Annotated in this window: 17 protein-coding genes; 13 read left to right on the top strand and 4 right to left on the bottom strand. The window is 66.4% G+C overall.

Annotated features, from left to right (window positions below; translation table 11 throughout):
- Nucleotides 1-102: 102 nt before the first annotated feature.
- The gene (locus tag H8S61_RS08230) at nt 103-1,632 is read right to left on the bottom strand and encodes a helix-turn-helix transcriptional regulator (RefSeq protein ID WP_160941345.1); all 1,530 of its coding nucleotides are present in this window, start codon (nt 1,630-1,632) and stop codon (nt 103-105) included.
- Nucleotides 1,633-1,856: 224 nt separating this feature from the next.
- Here H8S61_RS08230 and H8S61_RS08225 point away from each other — a divergent pair, with 224 nt between their 5' ends.
- The 4 genes from H8S61_RS08225 to H8S61_RS08210 are packed head-to-tail and all read left to right on the top strand — an operon-like array spanning nt 1,857 to nt 6,678.
- A complete protein-coding gene (locus tag H8S61_RS08225; RefSeq protein WP_186938639.1) occupies nt 1,857-4,277 on the top strand; it encodes a DMSO/selenate family reductase complex A subunit in 2,421 nt (806 codons plus the stop codon).
- 3 nt (nt 4,278-4,280) lie between these two features.
- Nucleotides 4,281-4,898 (top strand): DMSO/selenate family reductase complex B subunit, encoded by a 618-nt coding sequence (locus H8S61_RS08220; RefSeq protein ID WP_186938638.1) that lies wholly within the window; start codon nt 4,281-4,283, stop codon nt 4,896-4,898.
- A 1-nt stretch (nt 4,899) separates the two neighbouring features.
- Nucleotides 4,900-5,748, top strand: a complete 849-nt coding sequence (locus H8S61_RS08215) for a dimethyl sulfoxide reductase anchor subunit family protein (RefSeq protein WP_186938637.1) — start codon at nt 4,900-4,902, stop codon at nt 5,746-5,748.
- Nucleotides 5,749-5,781: 33 nt separating this feature from the next.
- Nucleotides 5,782-6,678 carry a dimethyl sulfoxide reductase anchor subunit family protein gene (locus H8S61_RS08210; RefSeq protein WP_186938636.1) on the top strand — a complete coding sequence of 299 codons (897 nt, stop codon included), beginning with the start codon at nt 5,782-5,784 and terminating at the stop codon, nt 6,676-6,678.
- Nucleotides 6,679-6,712: 34 nt separating this feature from the next.
- On the opposite strand, the gene H8S61_RS08205 is transcribed toward H8S61_RS08210, so the two are convergent.
- A complete protein-coding gene (locus H8S61_RS08205) occupies nt 6,713-7,657 on the bottom strand; it encodes a helix-turn-helix transcriptional regulator (RefSeq protein ID WP_186938635.1) in 945 nt (314 codons plus the stop codon).
- Nucleotides 7,658-7,670: 13 nt separating this feature from the next.
- Entirely contained in the window at nt 7,671-8,162 is a 492-nt protein-coding gene (locus H8S61_RS08200) for an NYN domain-containing protein (RefSeq protein ID WP_186938634.1), read from the bottom strand.
- 267 nt (nt 8,163-8,429) lie between these two features.
- Here H8S61_RS08200 and H8S61_RS08195 point away from each other — a divergent pair, with 267 nt between their 5' ends.
- A complete protein-coding gene (locus tag H8S61_RS08195) occupies nt 8,430-8,855 on the top strand; it encodes a TOBE domain-containing protein (protein WP_186938633.1) in 426 nt (141 codons plus the stop codon).
- A 133-nt stretch (nt 8,856-8,988) separates the two neighbouring features.
- Entirely contained in the window at nt 8,989-9,384 is a 396-nt protein-coding gene (locus tag H8S61_RS08190; RefSeq protein ID WP_186938632.1) for a hypothetical protein, read from the top strand.
- Here the strand turns inward: H8S61_RS08190 and H8S61_RS08185 are convergent.
- A complete protein-coding gene (locus tag H8S61_RS08185; RefSeq protein ID WP_160941354.1) occupies nt 9,350-10,003 on the bottom strand; it encodes a TetR/AcrR family transcriptional regulator in 654 nt (217 codons plus the stop codon). The genes H8S61_RS08190 and H8S61_RS08185 overlap by 35 nt on opposite strands.
- Before the next feature lie 212 nt (nt 10,004-10,215).
- On the opposite strand from H8S61_RS08185, the gene H8S61_RS08180 reads away from it, so the two are divergent.
- The 7 genes from H8S61_RS08180 (at nt 10,216) to H8S61_RS08150 (ending at nt 16,745) form a co-directional block, all read left to right on the top strand.
- Nucleotides 10,216-10,986 (top strand): EFR1 family ferrodoxin, encoded by a 771-nt coding sequence (locus H8S61_RS08180; protein ID WP_186938631.1) that lies wholly within the window; start codon nt 10,216-10,218, stop codon nt 10,984-10,986.
- A 72-nt stretch (nt 10,987-11,058) separates the two neighbouring features.
- Nucleotides 11,059-11,649, top strand: coding sequence for an RNA polymerase sigma factor (locus H8S61_RS08175; protein ID WP_160941356.1), 591 nt, complete (start codon nt 11,059-11,061; stop codon nt 11,647-11,649).
- On the top strand, nt 11,642-13,426 hold the full coding sequence (locus H8S61_RS08170; protein WP_186938630.1) for a hypothetical protein: 1,785 nt from the start codon (nt 11,642-11,644) through the stop codon (nt 13,424-13,426). Before H8S61_RS08175 ends, H8S61_RS08170 begins: the two co-directional genes overlap by 8 nt.
- A gap of 106 nt (nt 13,427-13,532) precedes the next feature.
- Complete coding sequence (locus H8S61_RS08165; protein ID WP_186938629.1) at nt 13,533-14,195, top strand: RNA polymerase sigma factor; 663 nt, start codon at nt 13,533-13,535, stop codon at nt 14,193-14,195.
- Nucleotides 14,092-15,120: a hypothetical protein gene (locus H8S61_RS08160; protein ID WP_186938628.1), complete on the top strand. Its 1,029-nt coding sequence runs from the start codon at nt 14,092-14,094 to the stop codon at nt 15,118-15,120. Before H8S61_RS08165 ends, H8S61_RS08160 begins: the two co-directional genes overlap by 104 nt.
- A gap of 88 nt (nt 15,121-15,208) precedes the next feature.
- Entirely contained in the window at nt 15,209-15,772 is a 564-nt protein-coding gene (locus tag H8S61_RS08155) for an RNA polymerase sigma factor (protein ID WP_366458098.1), read from the top strand.
- Complete coding sequence (locus tag H8S61_RS08150; protein WP_186938627.1) at nt 15,678-16,745, top strand: hypothetical protein; 1,068 nt, start codon at nt 15,678-15,680, stop codon at nt 16,743-16,745. Before H8S61_RS08155 ends, H8S61_RS08150 begins: the two co-directional genes overlap by 95 nt.
- Nucleotides 16,746-17,013: the final 268 nt, after the last annotated feature.

The raw sequence follows: 17,013 nt of genomic DNA, 5'->3' as shown, positions 1-17,013 counted from the left end.
CGCACGCCCTTTCCCCCACCTCGATTTCCTGCACGCAGTATACCGCGCCCGCCGCCCCCGCGCCCCGTGGCGCGGCGGGGCGCGCCACGGGGCGCGTCCTCCCTACATCTGCTCCACCAGCACGAGCAGCTCTTGCTTCTTGTGGATGTCGAGCTTCGCGTAGATGCGCTTCGAATGGGTGCGCATGGTGTTCTCGGATATGAACAGCATCTCGGCGATGGCCGGCCCCGAGTAGCCGCGCACGAGCAGCTCCATGACCTCGGCCTCGCGGCTGGACAGGCCGTACAGCTCGCTCAGGCGCTTGCAGCGCTTCGACACGCGGTCGGCCAGCTGCGGCCCCGCGTCCGCACCGGCCGGCGTTGCCACGTCGCGGGCGCGCACCGCCTGCGTCACGGCGATCTCCGCCGACGTCTCCTTCTGCGGCGCCTTCGGCGTGAGCATGAGGAACTCGAGGCGGTTCGTGTGCAGCTTGCCCACCTTGCGCCCCACCAGCGCGATGAGCAGCATCACGTACAGGGCCACGAGCGCCACGAACGACAGCTGCTCCACGCCGAGCCCCGCCGCGCTGCCCGAGGCGTAACCCACCAGGTAGCCGCACATCTGCATGAAGTAGGTGATGGTGCCGTAGAACGCGTAGATGAGCACCGGGTTGATGCCGCTGTCGCGCGAGATCTGGCCGCAGTGCATCATCATGAGCACGCATGCCAGCATGAAGCACGCGTACGTCACGCCGCTTCCCACCGTGGTGAACTCGGGGCCCGCGAACGGCAGCACGATGAGGCACGTGGCCGCGATGGGGAACAGCACGCGGAACACGCTCATGAGGTCCACGTGGATGGTGCGCCGCCGCCATGCCCCGTAGAACACGGCCACCACGGCCAGCAGCGCGAACATCGAGAAGATGTTGATGGTGCTGAGCAGCTCCTGGTGCGTGACCGCGATGAAGCGGATGGCGCCCGAGCAGAACCCGAGCGCGCCCACCGACAGCGCCGGCAGGAAGCTCTCGCGCAGCGCGTTTCGGTACACCACCGCGTGCTCGCGCGGGACGTCGTCGAACATGGGCTGCTGCGCGTCCGTCGCGTGCGCGGCGATCCACAGGCACAGCCCGGCCAGCGGCACCAGCACCAAAGGTATAAGGTAGGCGGTGAGCGCCGTGGGGATGAAGCACAGGAAGAAGTACAGCAGCGCCGAGAAGCCGGTGCCCTTGATGAGCGCGAGGTTGCCCCGCGCGCTGTCGAGCGAGGCGAACACGCGCTGCCAGCTCATGAGATAGCCTGCCGACCCCACGCCGATGAGCGCCGCCGCGCCCACCACCAAGGCCAACGCGAGCGATTCCAGATACATGGCCCCCACCAACATGAGCGGCCCGAACGCGAGCGGCACCGAGAACGCCAGCACGTGCGCCCCGCGCGAGAGGCCGGGCCGGGCCCACGTGAAGGCCATGGCCGCGCAGAACGCCAGCCAGAACGCGGCGATCTGAACCGTGTAGAATACGATGGTGGTGAGCGACGTCTGGCAGAACGCGGGCAAGTAGGGGTAGATGCCGCCCCAGATGGACGTTGCGTTGATGGACAGAAACGTCGCGTAGCCGAAGCTTGGCACGTCCGGTTTCAATGCTGATGGAGCGCGCATGTGCGAGAGTCCCCCTCCTTATCACCGTAGGGTCATTCTAGCAGACGCGTCGGACGCCGCCAGCCAACATGGTGACAGGGTGATGCTTTTGACCTGGGAATATACAAATATCACAACATTCTGGTGACAACATCGCGAGCGGCGAGCACCTATAGTCTGCCGCAGACGACGAGGCCGCGCCACCGTTGGGAGGCCTCGCATGAAACGAGAATGGAGGGGGTTGCATGTCTACAGATCGCACCACGCTGACCCGCCGCACGTTCGTCGCATCGGCCGGAGCGCTGGGAGCGCTCGCCGCCTGCGGCACCGCGGCGAGCACGCTGTACGCGCCGACGCCGCAGGCGTACGGCGACGAGAGCGGCAACGGCGAGAGCATCGTATGGACGCACTGCCACGTCAACTGCGGAGGGGCCTGCGTGCTGCAGTGCCACGTGCAGGACGGCGAGTTGAAGTACGTGGAATCGGACAACACCGGCGACGCGTCGTTCGGCGCCGTGGAGGCGCGCGCCTGCCTGCGCGGACGCTCGATCCGCCCGTGGCTGGGAAGCGCCGACCGCCTGAACTACCCCATGAAGCGCGTCGAGGGAACGAAGCGCGGCGACGGCCAGTACGAGCGCATCAGCTGGGACGAGGCGCTCGACACCATCGCCAGCGAGTTCAAGCGCATCACCGAGAAGTACGGCAACGAGAGCGTGTTCATCCAGGAATGCTCGGGCGTGGAGCAGAACATCATGATGAACAACCCGTTCTTCCGCCTGTTCAACCTGCTGGGCGGCGAAGTCACCCGCTACGGCAGCTACTCGAGCGCCGCCATCAGCTTCGGCGCCGTGCCGTACACTTACGGCAAGTCGTGGGGCAACCGCTCGCTCAAGACCATCCAGGAGGGCGAGCTGGTGGTGCTGTTCGGCTTCGCCCCGAACGACATGCGCATGGCCGGCGACGGCCCGGGGTACGACTTGAACGTGGTGCGCGAGAAGAAGAACGCCCGCATCATCGTCATCGACCCGCGCCGCAACGAGACGTGCACGAACCAGGGCGCCGAGTGGATCCCCATCGTGCCGGGCACCGACGCCGCGCTCGTGGCGGGTATCGCGCACGAGCTGATCTCGCAGAACCTCGTGGACCTCGACTTCCTGCACACGTACTGCGTAGGCTTCGACGAGGAGAGCATGCCCGAGGACGCACGCGGCAAGCACCTGTCGTATCGCGACTACATCATGGGCACCGGCTACGATCAGGTGGAGAAGACGCCCGCGTGGGCCGCTTCCATCACGAAGGTCCCGGCCGAGCGCATCGTGAAGCTGGCGCACGAGATCGCCGAGTCCGACCCGTGCTACATCTGCCAGGGCCTCGGGCCGCAACGCCACACGAACGGCGACAACGCCGCGCGCGCCATCATGGTGCTGCCGCAGCTGGTCGGCCAGGTGGGCAAGCCCGGAACCACGTCGGGCGGCACCATCGGCAACGACGACATCGGCCTGAGCTCGCTGCCCACGGGAGACAACCCCGTCAAGACGAAGTTCCCGAACTTCCTGTGGCCCGAAGCCATCCGCGACGGGGCGAAGCTCACCGCCACGAACGCCGGCATCCAGAACGCCGACGGCCTCAAGGTGGGCATCAAGTTCCTCGTGAACTACGGCAACAACATGATGGCCAACCAGAACGCCGACATCAACTTCACCACCGACATCCTGCGCGACGAGAGCCTGTGCGAGTTCATCCTGCAATACGACGTGGCGTGGACCGCCTCGTGCAACTGGGCCGACATCGTGCTGCCCGACCTCACCCCGCAGGAAACGTACAGCTTGACGGCCGCCGGCGAGAGCAACGACGTGGAGGGCATCCGCTTCGGCCAGCCCCTCTACGAGCCGAAGTTCGAACGCCGCGAAGTGTACGAAGTGTGCGGCGAGCTGGCGAAGCGCCTGGGCGTGTACGACGAGTACTCCGAGGGCGGCATGACGCGCGAGGACTGGTGCCGCAAGCTCTACGACGAGCTGCGCGAGGACAAGCCCGAGCTGCCCACGTACGACGAAGGCGTGAAGATGGGCGCGTTCACCTACGACATCGAGCCCTCCACCGACGTGGACAAGTTCATCCTCGACCCCGAGGCGAACCCGCTGAAAACCGCCACGGGCAAGATCCAGATCTACTCCCCCGAGCTTGCCGAGATGGCCGAAACGTGGACGGTGCAGGACGGCGACGTGATCTCGCCCATCCCCGTGTACTATCCGGGCTTCGACGGACCCGACGCCACCACCGACGAGTTCCCGTTCCAGATCGTGGACTTCCACCACAAGGGCACGACGCACTCGACGTACGCCGCCAACGAGGTGCTGCACAAGCTGTCGCCGTTCCAGGCGTGGATCAACCCGATCGACGCCGAGCGCCAGGGCATCGCCGACCTCGATCCCGTGCGCCTCGTGAGCGCGCAGGGCGAGATCCGCACCACGGCGAAGGTGACGAACCGCGTGATCCCCGGCGTCATCATGTACCCGCAGGGCGCGTGGCACGATGCCGACATGCAGGGCGACCGCGTGGACCACGGCGGATGCAGCAACACGTTGACCAGCCGCCATTGCGCCCCGGTGTCGAAGGGCACGGGCCAGCACAGCGTGATCGGCACGATTGAGAAGGTGGAGGGGTAAGCCATGACGCAGTACGGATTTTACTTCGACGCAACGCGCTGCACGGGCTGCAAAACGTGCGAGGCCGCGTGCCGCGATTACCATGACCTGCCGCTCGAGCTGTCGTACCGGCACGTGTACGAGCTGGAAGGCGGCTCGTGGAACCAGGCGGCCGACGGCACCTGGACCACGGATTCCTACACGTATTACACCTCGTTCGCATGCAGCCACTGCGCGAACCCGGCCTGCACGCACGTGTGCCCCACCGGCGCCATGCACAAGGACGACAACGGCATCGTGTCGGTTGACACGCGCCGCTGCATCGGCTGCGGCTACTGCGAGCTGGCCTGCCCCTACGGCAACCCGCATGTCGACCGCGACAAGGGCCACAGCGTGAAGTGCGACGGCTGTGCCGAGCGCGTGGCCGCGGGAAAGCAGCCCGTGTGCGTGGAGGCGTGCTCCATGCGCGCCCTGTCGTTCGGCCCGATGGACAGCCTGCCGAGCGACGGCGAGCTGGCCGCCGTGGCGCCGCTGCCCGACCCCAGCGTGACCACGCCGAACTTCCTCATCAAAGCCTGCGCCTCGTCGCAGCCGTGCGGCTCCACGTCGTGCGTCGTCGCCAACGCCGCGGAGGTGAAGTAACATGGGAACCGGATTCGAGCACACCGCGCTGGCGGTGTTCACCACCCTGGCGCCGATGGGCGCCGGAGCGTTCATCGCGCTGGCATACGCGTTCTTCGTCGGCGCGCCCGACGACGCGGCTGCGAAGCGCCTCGACCGCTGGACGGCCCTTCCGCTCGTCGTGCTGGCCGCGGGCTTCCTCGGCGCGTTCATGCACCTCGCGAGCCCCCTCAACGCCTTCGGCGTGTTCACGGGCGTCGGCTCGTCCCCGCTGTCGAACGAGATCCTCGTCGGCGTGGCGTTCGCCGCGCTGGCCGTGGTGTACTGGGTGCTGGCGCTGGCCGGAAAGCTGTCGCCGTCTGTGCGCAAGGGGCTGCTGGCCGCGCTCGTGGTGCTGGCCGTGGTGTTCGCCGCCTTCTGCGGGCTGGCCTACATGATGTACACTATCCCCACGTGGAACACGCCCTTGTCCATCGTGCAGATGGAAGGCTACATGCTGGCGGGCGGCACGGTGCTGGGCTTCTGCACCGTGGGCTTTGCCCAGGTGAGCTTACCGAAGGGTGCGGGAGCCGTGGCGCTCGCGCTGACGCTGGCCGGCGTGGCGGTGGGCACGGTGGGCTTCGGCGTGCAGATCGCGGGGCTCGACACCATCCGCAACATCTGGTCGTCGGCCGCCGAGCTGGTGCCGGCCATCTGGGTGCTGCTGGGCGCGTTCGCGGCATGCGGCATCTTCGCCTCCGCGCTGACGTACAGCGCGGCGAAGCGGAGGCTCGCGCCGACGCTCCTGGTGGTGGCGTGCGTCGTCGTCGCCGTGGGCATCTTCGTGGCGCGCATCGGGTTCTACGGCTTGTACATGGGCATCGCGCTGTAAACGGGCGCGGCAACGGAAAGGGGCAGCGGCAGCATGGAGACGGCGCTCAACGAGATCACCCTCGTGCTGTTCACCACCATCGCTCCGGCGGGCGTCATGGGATACCTCACCATGGCGCTCGCCATCGTATTGGCCCGCGACGAAGAGCGCGCCGGCGCCATCAGCCGCTACCTCGTGGTACCGCTCGTGCTGGCCATCTCGGGGCTCATCGCGTCGGCCACCCATCTGGGAACGCCCGCGAACGCGCTGTACGTGATCACCGGCATCGGCCGCTCGCCCCTGTCGAACGAGGTGGTGGCCGCCGTGGCGTTCCTGGCGCTGGGCGGCGTGTACTGGATCCTGTCGTTCCGCGACGACCTGCGACGCTCTTTCCGCGTCGCGTGGCTGGCCGCCACCGCGGTGGCGGGCTTCGTGTTCGTGGGGTACATCGCCGTGGCGTACTCGGTGCCCTCCGTTCCCACGTGGAACCTGCCCACCGCCCCGCTGACGCTGTGGCTGAACGCGCTGTCGAGCGGGCCTTTGGTAGGGCTGTTCGGGTTGCTGCTGGCGCGCCAGGAGCCGAGCGGGCGCATGACCGCGGCGCTGCTGGCGCTGGCCGCGCTTGCCGCTGCAGGAAACGCCGTGGTGCTGGGGATGCAGTGGCAGGAGCTGCCCGGCATCGTGACCACCACCACGCGCGCCGTCGACCTGGTGCCGGCGATGCCGCTGGTCATCGGCGCGTACGTCGCGTGCGAGGCGATTGCCATCGCGCTGGGCGGCGCGGGAGCGCTGCGGCGCGCCATCGGCGCGGGCGACGACCCCTTCGCCGCCGCGCAACGCGCGCGCATGGCGCGCCTGGCGCTGACGGCGACGAGCGCGATACTGGCGCTGGCCGCATGCTTCGCCGTGCGCTTCACATTCTACGCGCTGCATATGACGCTGGGAGTGTAGGAGGCGCCTCGTTTTGCGCCCACCCTGCGACTTGCTATCGCTCGAACACCACGTCTCCCATGCTCGAAGCGTCGTAGCCCACGATGGAGCCGATCTCCTCGCGGAAGGGGCGCGTGCGGGCCAGCTTCGCGATGGCGTCGGCGGCGCGCTCGCAGCCAGGACGCTTCACCAGCACGATGTCGAGCCACTCGTCTTGCAGCGGGAGGAAATCCACGCCCTCCACCTGGCGGAACACGCGCTCGGCGCCGATGCCCGCATCGGCCGCGCCCCGGGCGACGAACGAGGCCATCGACAGCGCCGAGCTCGCCTCGCGCCCGTAGCCCTCGATGGCCGCCCCCGAAACGCCGCGGCGCGCCAGCTGCTCGTCCAGCAGGATGCGCGACCCGCACCCGCACTCGCGGTTCACGAGGCGCACGCCCGGTCGCAGCAGGTCGTCCCAGGTGCGCAGGTTCTTCGGATTGCCCTTCGCCACGATGAGCCCCTGGCGGCGGCGCACGAGGCGCACCACCTTCAGCGGCACGCCCGGCAGCAGCCGCTTCACCGCGGCGACGTTGTACGAGTCGGTCTCGCCGTCGTACAGGTGCGTGAGCGCCGCGTGGGCCGCCCCGCGGTACAGGTCGACCAGCGCGTTGTAGCTGCCCTCGTAGATGCGGTCCACCGCGGTGTTCGTGGCTCCCAGGTAGTTCGCCAGGATGTCGCCCACGATGTCGTTGCCGGCCAGCACGAACGAGGCGGGAGCCGGCTGCGGGGCCGGGGCCGACACGGCTGCGCGCGGCAGGGCGGCGGCCGTCACCGCGGCGGCCTTCGCGCGCTTCGAGCGCGCGATGTAGTTCTCCACGTCGCCCATCGTGAAGCGCATCTTGCGGCCGACGTGGTACGACGCCAGCTCGTCGGCCTTCACCAGCTTGTAGACCGAGCTGCGGCTCACCTGCAGCAAGCCGGCCACCTCGTCCGCTGTCAACGCGTCGTCGTTGCGCATGCCGTCTCCTCCGTCAGTCTTCGATGCCCCACAGCTTCTTCAACTCGCGGTTGATCTCGTTCGCGTTCGCCGGAATGCCCACGTCACGCGGCATCGGCTTCCGCTTTCCACGGCCGCCCTTCGACTTCGCGGGCGCGGAGGCGCCGGCGAACAGGCGCTCCGAGGGAAGCACGTCGATCCCATGCAGCGCGACGGCCCGGCATCGCTCGGCCAGCTCGCGGTCGGACGTCACCACGCCGATGCGCTCGGGCGCGCGACGCACGCGCTCGACGATGGCGTCGTCGGCCGTGGGCAGGCGCGTGTACGCCACCTTGTCGCCGGCCGGACGCACCACGCCCTCGCCGCCGGCGGCGTCCCACACGATCGTGTACGATGACGAACCCAGCACGCGCGCAGCCGTGGCGCGCAGACGCCGCTCGAGCGCGTCGCGCTGCTCGGCGATCGAGAGCCCGCTCGTCGCGGGATCGCGCTTCGTCACGTTGTAGCCGTCCACGAGATACCGCACGGTCGTCCATTCTCTAAATCATCCTCATGCACACATAATCTTCGACTCAGTATAAACCCTATCGAGCGCGGTGCAACGCACAAGCTTCATGGCTCCTCCACGGGTTCGCACGGTTTCGTGCACGAGAATGCACGAGCGTGAACGAGAATGCACGAACCGGAGTCATTTTCCGCGGACCTCTTCCGCACCGCGTCCGAACCCGCGATACTGCAACCATACCGAACGGGCTCCGGACAGGACGGAAGCCCCCAACGAAAGGAACCTGCTATGAAGATTTCCGCTCGCAACCAGCTCAAGGGTACCGTGTCCGCCGTCGCCGAGGGCGCCGTCAACGGCGTCGTCTCCATCGACCTGGGCTCCACCACGGTGAAGGCCGACATCACCATGGAAGCCATCAACGACCTGGGCCTCAAAGAGGGCATCGACGCCGTCGCCATCATCAAGGCCAGCAACGTGATGTTCGCCGCCGGCTCCGAGCGCATCCAGGGCGTCTCGGCTCGCAACCAGATCGCCGGAACCATCGTGTCCGTGAAGAAGGGCGCCGTGAACGGCCACGTGGCCATCGAGACCGCCGAGGGCGCGCGCATCATGGGCTCCATCACGAACGAGGCCATCGAGGACCTGGGCCTGGCCGAGGGTGCCGCCGCCCTGGCTATCGTGAAGTCCACCGACGTCATCGTGGGCGTCGAGTAACCTCCCGCTCTCCCCTCCCCGGTTTTTTGCACCTCGCAAGGCCGCGTCCTGGACGCGGCCTTTTGCGTTACGCGGCGCGTTCCGCTACCATGCTTCTTTGTTATCCAAGGCTAACAAAGAAAGCGAGCATGTTGTGATCCTCGTTCTTATCGCTGAAATCGTGAGCGCCCTCGTCGCGCTGGCCCTCGTCGTCGCCATGGTCGTGTCATGGGTGCGATCCGCCCGCGAGAAGCGGGCGGCGCGATCCGCGCCCCCATCGGACAAAAGCCGCGCGCGCCACCGGACGCTGTCGATGATCCTCGTGGCGGCCGTGATCATCCACGGCGCGTGCGCGACGGTCTACGCGTCGGGCGCCAACCCGCTTGCCTACGCGTTCGGCTGGGCGGCGCTGGCCCTGCTGGTCGCGTCGGGCGCCTGCATGATGCCGCCGCTTCGCTCGAAGCTCGCCCATGCTTCCACCTGGCACAACGGGTTGTTCGTCGCGGCTCTCGCGCTCATCGTCGCGCACGCGGTGGCAGGTCGGCTGTAGCGTCGCCGTCCTCCGTCCCGCCCTGCGTTCCCCCCTGCGGAACGTCGTGCAGCACCCCGGCGAGGAGGTAGCGCAGGTACTCGTACGCCTGCGCCTTCGTGCAGCGGCGCTCGCCCAGCAGGCTCCATTCCAGCACGAGGAACAGCGTGTTGCCGTAATGATCGGCGATCAGCTCGTAGGGGATGCGGCTCGCCACGCGTTCGGGGCACGCGCGCAGCAGCGCGCGGATCTCGGTTTGCATGATGCCGCGCAGGTGGTTCAGCAGGTAGCCCGAGCCGGCATTGTGGGCGAGCGTGCGCTTGACGGCGTCGAGATGGGCGACGCACAGGTCGTACGCGCGGTCGAAGCACGTGCGCAGCCCCTCCTCCGCGTCCATCGACGAGGCTTCGTCCAACCGCAGATGCGCGCCGATGCGCATCCAGCCGTAATCCAGCAGGTCGTACTTGTCGTCGAAGTAGTTGTAGAACGTCGCGCGCGGATACCCGGCGCGCTGGCACAGCTCGTTGACCGTCACCTGCTCGAACGGCTGCTCGGCCAGCAGGGCCAGCAGCGACCCCGAGAAGGCGTCGAGCGTGCGTTGCGCCCCGCGCGTGGGTTTTTTCGACACGTCGTACTTCATCGCCGGCCTTCCTTTCAACGTTTGCGCTTCTGGGTGCAGCCGCCTCCATCCTGGGCAGAATCGCGCGATTCGTCCAACGTTTGACAGAGCGGGCGAAGCCGTCTCTTGCGCTGTCCCGCCGCTCATTCTATGGTTGATTCCAGCAATTGACAAGTGTCCAGAATTTGACAGATGCACAGGCGCACGCATGTTGCGCGATGCGGGAGGAACCGATGATCTTCTACTATTCAGCCACCGGAAACAGCCAGCACGTGGCGCGCCGCCTCGCCGACGCGCTCGACGACCGCGCCGTTTCGATCCTCGCGTGCCGGGAAGCCGGGGGCGCGTCGTTCGAGCTTGCGGAGGGCGAGGCCGTCGGCTTTGTCACGCCCACGTACTTCATGGGGCTGCCCACCCTCATGACCGATTTCTTCGACGCCCTCGACCTCCGCACAAGCGGCGGCGCAAGCCCGTACGCCTACCTCGTGGCCACGTTCGGCAACTTCAGCGGCACGACGCGCGCCATGACCGCCGATGCGCTGCGCGACCGGGGCATCCCGTTGGCCGCCGCGTTCGGCGTGCGCATGGTGGACACGTGGACGCCCGTTTTCGACGTGTCCGACCGAGAGCGCAACCTGCGCATCACGCGCGAGGCCGACGCGCGCATCGACGACATCGCCGCGCGCGTACGCGCTCGGGAGACGGGCGCGCACCGCATCCGCACGGGGCCGCCCCTCGTCGGCTCGCTCATGCACGCGCATTGGCGCGCCCGTCGATCCACCGCGCCGTTCTTCGTGGAACCCGCTTGCGTCGGCTGCGGCGCGTGCGCCCGGAACTGCCCCGTGGGCGCCATCCGCATGGAGGACGGCGCGCCCGTATGGACGGCGGACACGTGCGCGCAGTGCCTCGCGTGCCTGCATCGCTGCCCCACGTTCGCCATCCAGCACGGGCCGAACACGAAAAAGCACGGACAGTGGGTGCATCCCGGCGAAATTCTGGCGTAAAACCCGCAAACTCGAAACTCTCTGAAACAATTGCGCCCCCTGGCTCGTATGCTTGAGCAAGGGGGTGAGTCGATGTCAGCAGAAAACCGCGCGCAGCCGCGCCGCAGCGAGGCGTTCATGGCGCGCGCCATGGCCGATTGGGGCGATGCCGTGTATCGCCTGGCGCTGGGCCAAACGCGTTCGAAGGCCGACGCCGAGGACGTGTACCAAGACGTGTTCATGCGGCTGTACAGCGACGCCACCGAGTTCACGAGCACCGAGCATCTGAAGGCGTGGCTGCTGCGCGTGACCATCAACCGCTGCCGCGACCTGGCGAAATCGAATTGGAACCGCCGCACCGTCGCGTTCGACCCCGTGCGCGACGACGTTGCCGAGCTCGTGCGCGACCCCGCCGACGCCGACGTGTGGGACGCGGTGGGCCAGCTGCCCGACAACCTGCGCTCGTCCGTGCACCTGCACTACGTCGAAGGCTACACCACCGACGAGATAGCCCGCATGCTGAACAGCCAGCCCGCCACCGTGCGCACCTGGCTGTCCCGCGCCCGTGCGCGGGTGAAAGACCTGTTGACGGGTCGGAAGGAGCGGGAGAGCACGCTTGCTGCGACCCTTCCGCTCATCGCGGCCGACCCCTGCGACCCCCGAAAGGAGGTGCCCCATGACTGACGACCCTTTGACCCGATACGCCGCTTTGATGAACAGGGCCCACGCGCCGCGCGACCTCTCGCGCGCCGTCCTCGATCGCATCGAGCGCCAGCAGAGCGAACAAACCAGACCGACCGGACCGCGCCATCAAGCCGCCGAAACAGGCCCTGCACCTGCGACGTTCTCCGTCAAGCGACACCGATTCAGGGGCTTCGCGATAGCGGCGTGCCTGCTGCTGCTCGCATCCATCGTGGGGCTGTCGCTGGCGTTGCCCCACTTCGCCAAGCACGGCCAGCCGTTCGGATTCGCCATCAACGCCTACGGGGCGTCGGGCAACTCGCTGCTGGCCATGGGCGAGGATGGGCGCATCCTGTTCGAGGCCGACATCCTGTTCCGCGTGCCGCCGGACGACCGCTACGCCGACGAGGGCGTGTACACCGGCTGCATGTTCCGCATCGAAGGCACCGACATCGTGCGCGTGCAGGCACACATCGACAAGGGCGAGCTGTACCGCTACACCTACGACGAGTTCACGTCGGGCACCAGCCCCGATCGCTGGGCCGAGGCGCTCGAATGGAACACAACGCTCATCGGCGAAGGGGCGTTCTTCAGCGCGTACGACCTGGTGCAGCCGATCAGCTCCCCCACCGAGGGCGAGCAGCCCGACAGCGAAAGCGTCGGCGTGAAGTGCTATCAGCGGCTGGGCAGCACCATCGATCTGCCCGTCACCGACGAAGCGGGCTCGCGGCTGTCCGATTACTGCTTCGGGCTGTGGACGAACGAGAACGCCGGCGTGGTCACCGGCTACCAGGATTACATCGACACGCTCGACGGCGCCACGCTCACCATCACCATCGAGAAGGCGGACGGCACCCACGCCACGAAGACCATCGAGCTGACCGCCGCCGACGTGAAGGCGAAGCTCGTGCCGTCTGAAACGAATGCCACGCCCGAGCTTGAGCTGATCCCGCAGATCGTCGACCCGTTCGAGGGCGGCGTGCAGGAGATGCTCAACAAGCGCAACGAGGGATTCACCTGGATCCACACCCTGTACGGCACCGTGGTCGAGGAAACCTGCGAGCCCTTCCCGTTCGCGGACGAGCAGCTGCCCAGCCTCGATCGCCCGCTCACCGAGCCGGCCGCCGAACCCTCGGTGGAAGAGGCGTCCGCGGAGCCCGAGGAGGAGGTCACGCCCGAGGACAGCTGGGTGGTGTGCAAGAACCCGCTGCGCCTGGGCGAGACGATCGACGTGCGGTTTCCCACCAACGTGACCGACGATCAGCAGGCATCGAGCGGGTCGACCGAAGGCTTGCTGACCTGCACGAACGGCACCGCCAGCACGCAGCTGCCCGAGGGGGTAACGGCGGCCGATCTCGCGTCGCTCCACCAGGCGCCCTTCGGCGAGTTGCATATCGAGGAGGACGGTTCCATCAGCGAGGGATTCGCGTACGCGACCATCGACGTTACGGTAAAGAACACCTCGGACAAGCTGCTGTACGCGGATACGGCACAGGGCTGGTTCGGCACCATCAAGGAGCTGGACGGCGAGCAGTTCTTCGCTCAAAGCAAGTCTTCTTGGCCGCTGTGGGCAAGCGGCATCGAGCATCCGACGAACAGCTGGAACGGGAGCTCGTTCTTCATGCCGATCCAGCCCGGCGAGACGAAGACGTTCACGGTGCTGCACGTCGTCGCCGTCGACGAGCTGGCCGACCCCACGTTCTCGTACCACTACCGCAACACCTCTTACGGCGGTCGCACCACCGCCACCTACCGTATCGGCAGCCTCGAGCTGCCTTAACGGAAACCCCGCGGCGCCCACCCCCTCCCAGCGCCGCGGGGATTTTTTCCTCCTCTCCGGAACAATCCTCCCTTTTCACCCGTATTGGTACCAGAGAGGTGAATGCATGCGCTTACCGTTCCAACGACATACGAACCGCGCCGCCGCGCGCGGCAGCTCGAAACCGCTGCGCTCGGACGCGTTTCTCCGCCGCGCCATGGACGCCTGGGGCGATACCGTGCTGCGCGTCGCGCTTGCGCAGACCGGCTCGCCGAGCGACGCCGACGACGTGTTCCAAGACGTGTTCATGCGCCTGCTGGAGAACGACACCGCATTCGAAAACGACGAGCATCTGAAAGCCTGGCTGCTGCGCGTGACCATCAACCGCTGCCGCGACCTGACACGTTCGGTTTGGAACCGTCGCACCGAGGGCTTCGAGCGGCAGCACGTCGACGTCGCCGCGCCCGACGCGTTCCGCGCCGACATCTGGGAGGTGGTCGGCGCGCTGCCGCCCGACCTGCGCGCCGTGGTGCACCTGTTCTACGTCGAAGGCTACGCCACCGAAGAGATCGCGGCCATCGTGGAGTGCCAACCCAGCACCGTGCGGACCCGCCTCCACCGAGCCCGCCAGCAACTGAGAACCACGCTGCAAAACGAGAAGGACGCAGCACGAGAGGAGTTGACCCATGACCGAGCACCGCAATCCCAGCCATCGGCCGACCATGGACGATTACCGTGCCATGATGCGCGACACGCACACCTCCGACCAGTTGAAGGACGCCGTCCTTGACGAGGCACGCGCGCGGCGGCGCAGAGGCGCACCAGGCGCAATGCCCCGGCGCCGGCCGGCAAAACCCGTTGCCGTCGCAGCCTGCCTGATCCTCGCCGTCGGCCTAGGGGCGGTCGGGATGGCCTTCGGCCTCCCCTCGTCGCTGCATGCCACGCTGTTCGGGGCCGTCGACGGCGCGTCGCCCAATTCCTTCGCCCTCGCCGCCTATGCGACGGAGAATCCCGAAGGCGCGTCGGGCACGACGGTGACGCTCGATTCGAGGGACTTCACGGGCGGCGGGGGTTACAGCGGGCCGTGGTACAACCCAGCCGACGACACGTTCTGGAGCGACGAATGGGCTGGCTACAAATACCATTTCCTCGTGAACTGTGTTGGCAACAACATCGAGACCGTCACCTACGAAATCGCGGGCGAGCGCAGCTACTTCGAGACGATCGACCAGACGCTCACCGACGAGCAGCGCAAGAACGGCGCGCATACGTATCGCTATACGAAAACGGTGACGTTCGACTACGACCATCAGGAATCGGCCGACGGCGATCGCATCGTGGAGATCTACATCGGATTCCCCTTGTCGGATTCCGGGCTCGAAGCGCACCGTCTGCTCATGAGCGAGCGAGACTCGAAAGAAGTGGATCGCCAACTGAGCGTCTCCATCGAGGAAAGCGCTGCGAAGGAAATGGCATCCTCGAAATTGAACCTGACCGCAACGTTCGCCGATGGATCGACGCAAATGAAATCGTACGTCATCGCCCCTGTTCCCGATTTCACAGAGCGCTATTTGGCATACTACGACGCTCGCGAAGCCTTCCGCGACGTCGAGCCCCCTGCACGCGGCGCGTCCGACGAGGAGGTCGCCGACTTCCTGAGCCAGATGCCCCCCATGCCCAAGCTCTACACCATCACCGAGATCGTCGAGGAGTAGCGTACGCTGGACAGAATCGCGTCTTTTCCGAAAAAGTTCGATCGCGAGGGAACGTTTCCCTCATCTGTCGCATATTACAGATGAGGAGGTGGCCAACATCGACAACAATCCCCGATCCGAGCGCTTCATGGAACACGCCCTGACAAGATGGGGCGCGCTTGTGTATCGCATCGCGCTCAACCAGACGCGCTCGCCTTTCGACGCCGACGATGTGGCGCAAGACGTGTTCATCAGCCTGCTTCAAGACGCGACCGCGTTCACCGATGACGAGCATCTCAAAGCGTGGCTCATCTGCGTCACGATCAATCGTTGCCGCGCGCTGCATCGGTCGGCATGGAAGCGGCACGTCGATGCGACCGATGCCGCATCGCCCGCGTTCGCCAACCTTGAAGCGCCCGCCCAAGCCCTCGTCACGAGCGATGTGTGGGATGCGGTTACACGCCTGCCCGCCGACATGCGTTTGATTGTGCATCTGCATTACTTCGAGGGCTATCCCCTTGAGGAAATCGCACGATTGCTCAGCTGCAATTCTGCCACCGTGCGCACGCGGCTGCACCGTGCGCGGAAACGGCTCAAACTCGATCTGGAACAGGAGGCCGCACGTGAAACATGCGAATATGCACGAGTACCGTTCCCTGATGAGCAACGTTGACCTGCCCGATCGCGTCCGAGACACCGTTATGCAAGAAACGCGACGAGCAGAAAGCGGCTCGACTTCGCAGAGGACCGTCTCCCGACACGCCCCGCAGCGGCCGCGCACCATGCATCGCTTCGTTGCGGCAGGCGCATGCGCGCTCGCGCTCGCTGCAGGCATCGGCATCATCGGCAGCATCGCCATGAAACCCGCTCCCGAGCAATCCGACGCTCCCCTCGTCTTGCCGGACAATCCCAACGGCAACTTCTTCGCGCTCGCCGCTTATGCGGCGGAGAACCCCGAAGCCGAGCCGGGGAAAACGGTCGAGGTGAGCCTTGGGAGGTTCAGCCCGGGCAGCTCAATGGGGCAGATAAACCTGCTCACCGGCGAGGAGTACGCAGACGGCCGACACGTATACGCCTTCATATTCGATGTCACGTGCACCGGCGAGAACATCCAGTCGATCACGTACGAGATCGTAGGCAACGATGCCTATTTCGAGTCGTACGACGAAGAGGAGTTCCTTCGCGCTCACGGCGTATACGGTGACGACGACCCCGCAGTCGAGAACGGGTACACCATCAACGACGAAAGCACGTTCACCGTTGACTACGAGAGCCAGGACCTGCGCGAAAACCTCATCAGCTGCCACCTCCTCGTGCCCTTCACTATGCGCACGGAAACGCAAACGCTCATGGAGCAGCTTGTGCGCAGCGAAGGAGACGAGTACCTGGCTTCGATGAACGCGGCCTTTGCCGCCGAAGCCGCCGACGCGTCGCAGGCGCTTTCGCAATCGCAGCTCAAGCTGACCGCCACCTTTGCCGATGGAAGCACGCAATCGAAATCGTACGTCATCGCGCCGGTCGACGGCTTCGAAGAGACGTATCGCGCGTACCTCGATACCGAAGACGCGTATTATAAAGAGCATGGAACGACGGAAGGCTTCGAGGAACCCAAGCTCTACACCATCACCGAGATCGTCGAGGGATAAGCTGCGGGGAGGGTGCGCCGCGCGAGACGCGCCCTCCCCATCTACTTCACTCGAGGAACAGGGCGTTCGTAGGCTCGAGGGCTCGCGCCAGCTCCTCCTCGGTTGGCAGGCAAAGCGTGTAGCGCGACGTGAACAGCCCCTTCTTGTCGGCCAACGCGGTACTTGGCCACGGTGGCGTCCTTCGTTGCACAAAGGAGGTCCTTGAGCAGCCCATCGGCTTCGGTAGTCGGCTCAAGCTGCTTCACCTCTTGACGCACGGCTGCGCACG

This window comes from Eggerthella hominis (assembly GCF_014287365.1).
GTDB lineage: Bacteria > Actinomycetota > Coriobacteriia > Coriobacteriales > Eggerthellaceae > Eggerthella > Eggerthella guodeyinii.
This window is presented reverse-complemented; position numbering and strand designations above follow the sequence as displayed.

What these genes read in the sequence shown, in the direction of transcription:
- H8S61_RS08220 (WP_186938638.1), top strand. Translation starts at nt 4,281, where the DNA reads ATGACGCAGTACGGATTTTACTTCGACGCAACGCGCTGCACGGGCTGC.
- H8S61_RS08160 (WP_186938628.1), top strand. Translation starts at nt 14,092, where the DNA reads ATGACCGAGCACCGCAATCCCAGCCATCGGCCGACCATGGACGATTAC.
- H8S61_RS08180 (WP_186938631.1), top strand. Translation starts at nt 10,216, where the DNA reads ATGATCTTCTACTATTCAGCCACCGGAAACAGCCAGCACGTGGCGCGC.
- H8S61_RS08210 (WP_186938636.1), top strand. Translation starts at nt 5,782, where the DNA reads ATGGAGACGGCGCTCAACGAGATCACCCTCGTGCTGTTCACCACCATC.
- H8S61_RS08185 (WP_160941354.1), bottom strand. Translation starts at nt 10,003, where the DNA reads ATGAAGTACGACGTGTCGAAAAAACCCACGCGCGGGGCGCAACGCACG.
- H8S61_RS08175 (WP_160941356.1), top strand. Translation starts at nt 11,059, where the DNA reads ATGTCAGCAGAAAACCGCGCGCAGCCGCGCCGCAGCGAGGCGTTCATG.
- H8S61_RS08170 (WP_186938630.1), top strand. Translation starts at nt 11,642, where the DNA reads ATGACTGACGACCCTTTGACCCGATACGCCGCTTTGATGAACAGGGCC.
- H8S61_RS08215 (WP_186938637.1), top strand. Translation starts at nt 4,900, where the DNA reads ATGGGAACCGGATTCGAGCACACCGCGCTGGCGGTGTTCACCACCCTG.
- H8S61_RS08165 (WP_186938629.1), top strand. Translation starts at nt 13,533, where the DNA reads ATGCGCTTACCGTTCCAACGACATACGAACCGCGCCGCCGCGCGCGGC.
- H8S61_RS08225 (WP_186938639.1), top strand. Translation starts at nt 1,857, where the DNA reads ATGTCTACAGATCGCACCACGCTGACCCGCCGCACGTTCGTCGCATCG.
- H8S61_RS08195 (WP_186938633.1), top strand. Translation starts at nt 8,430, where the DNA reads ATGAAGATTTCCGCTCGCAACCAGCTCAAGGGTACCGTGTCCGCCGTC.
- H8S61_RS08205 (WP_186938635.1), bottom strand. Translation starts at nt 7,657, where the DNA reads ATGCGCAACGACGACGCGTTGACAGCGGACGAGGTGGCCGGCTTGCTG.
- H8S61_RS08230 (WP_160941345.1), bottom strand. Translation starts at nt 1,632, where the DNA reads ATGCGCGCTCCATCAGCATTGAAACCGGACGTGCCAAGCTTCGGCTAC.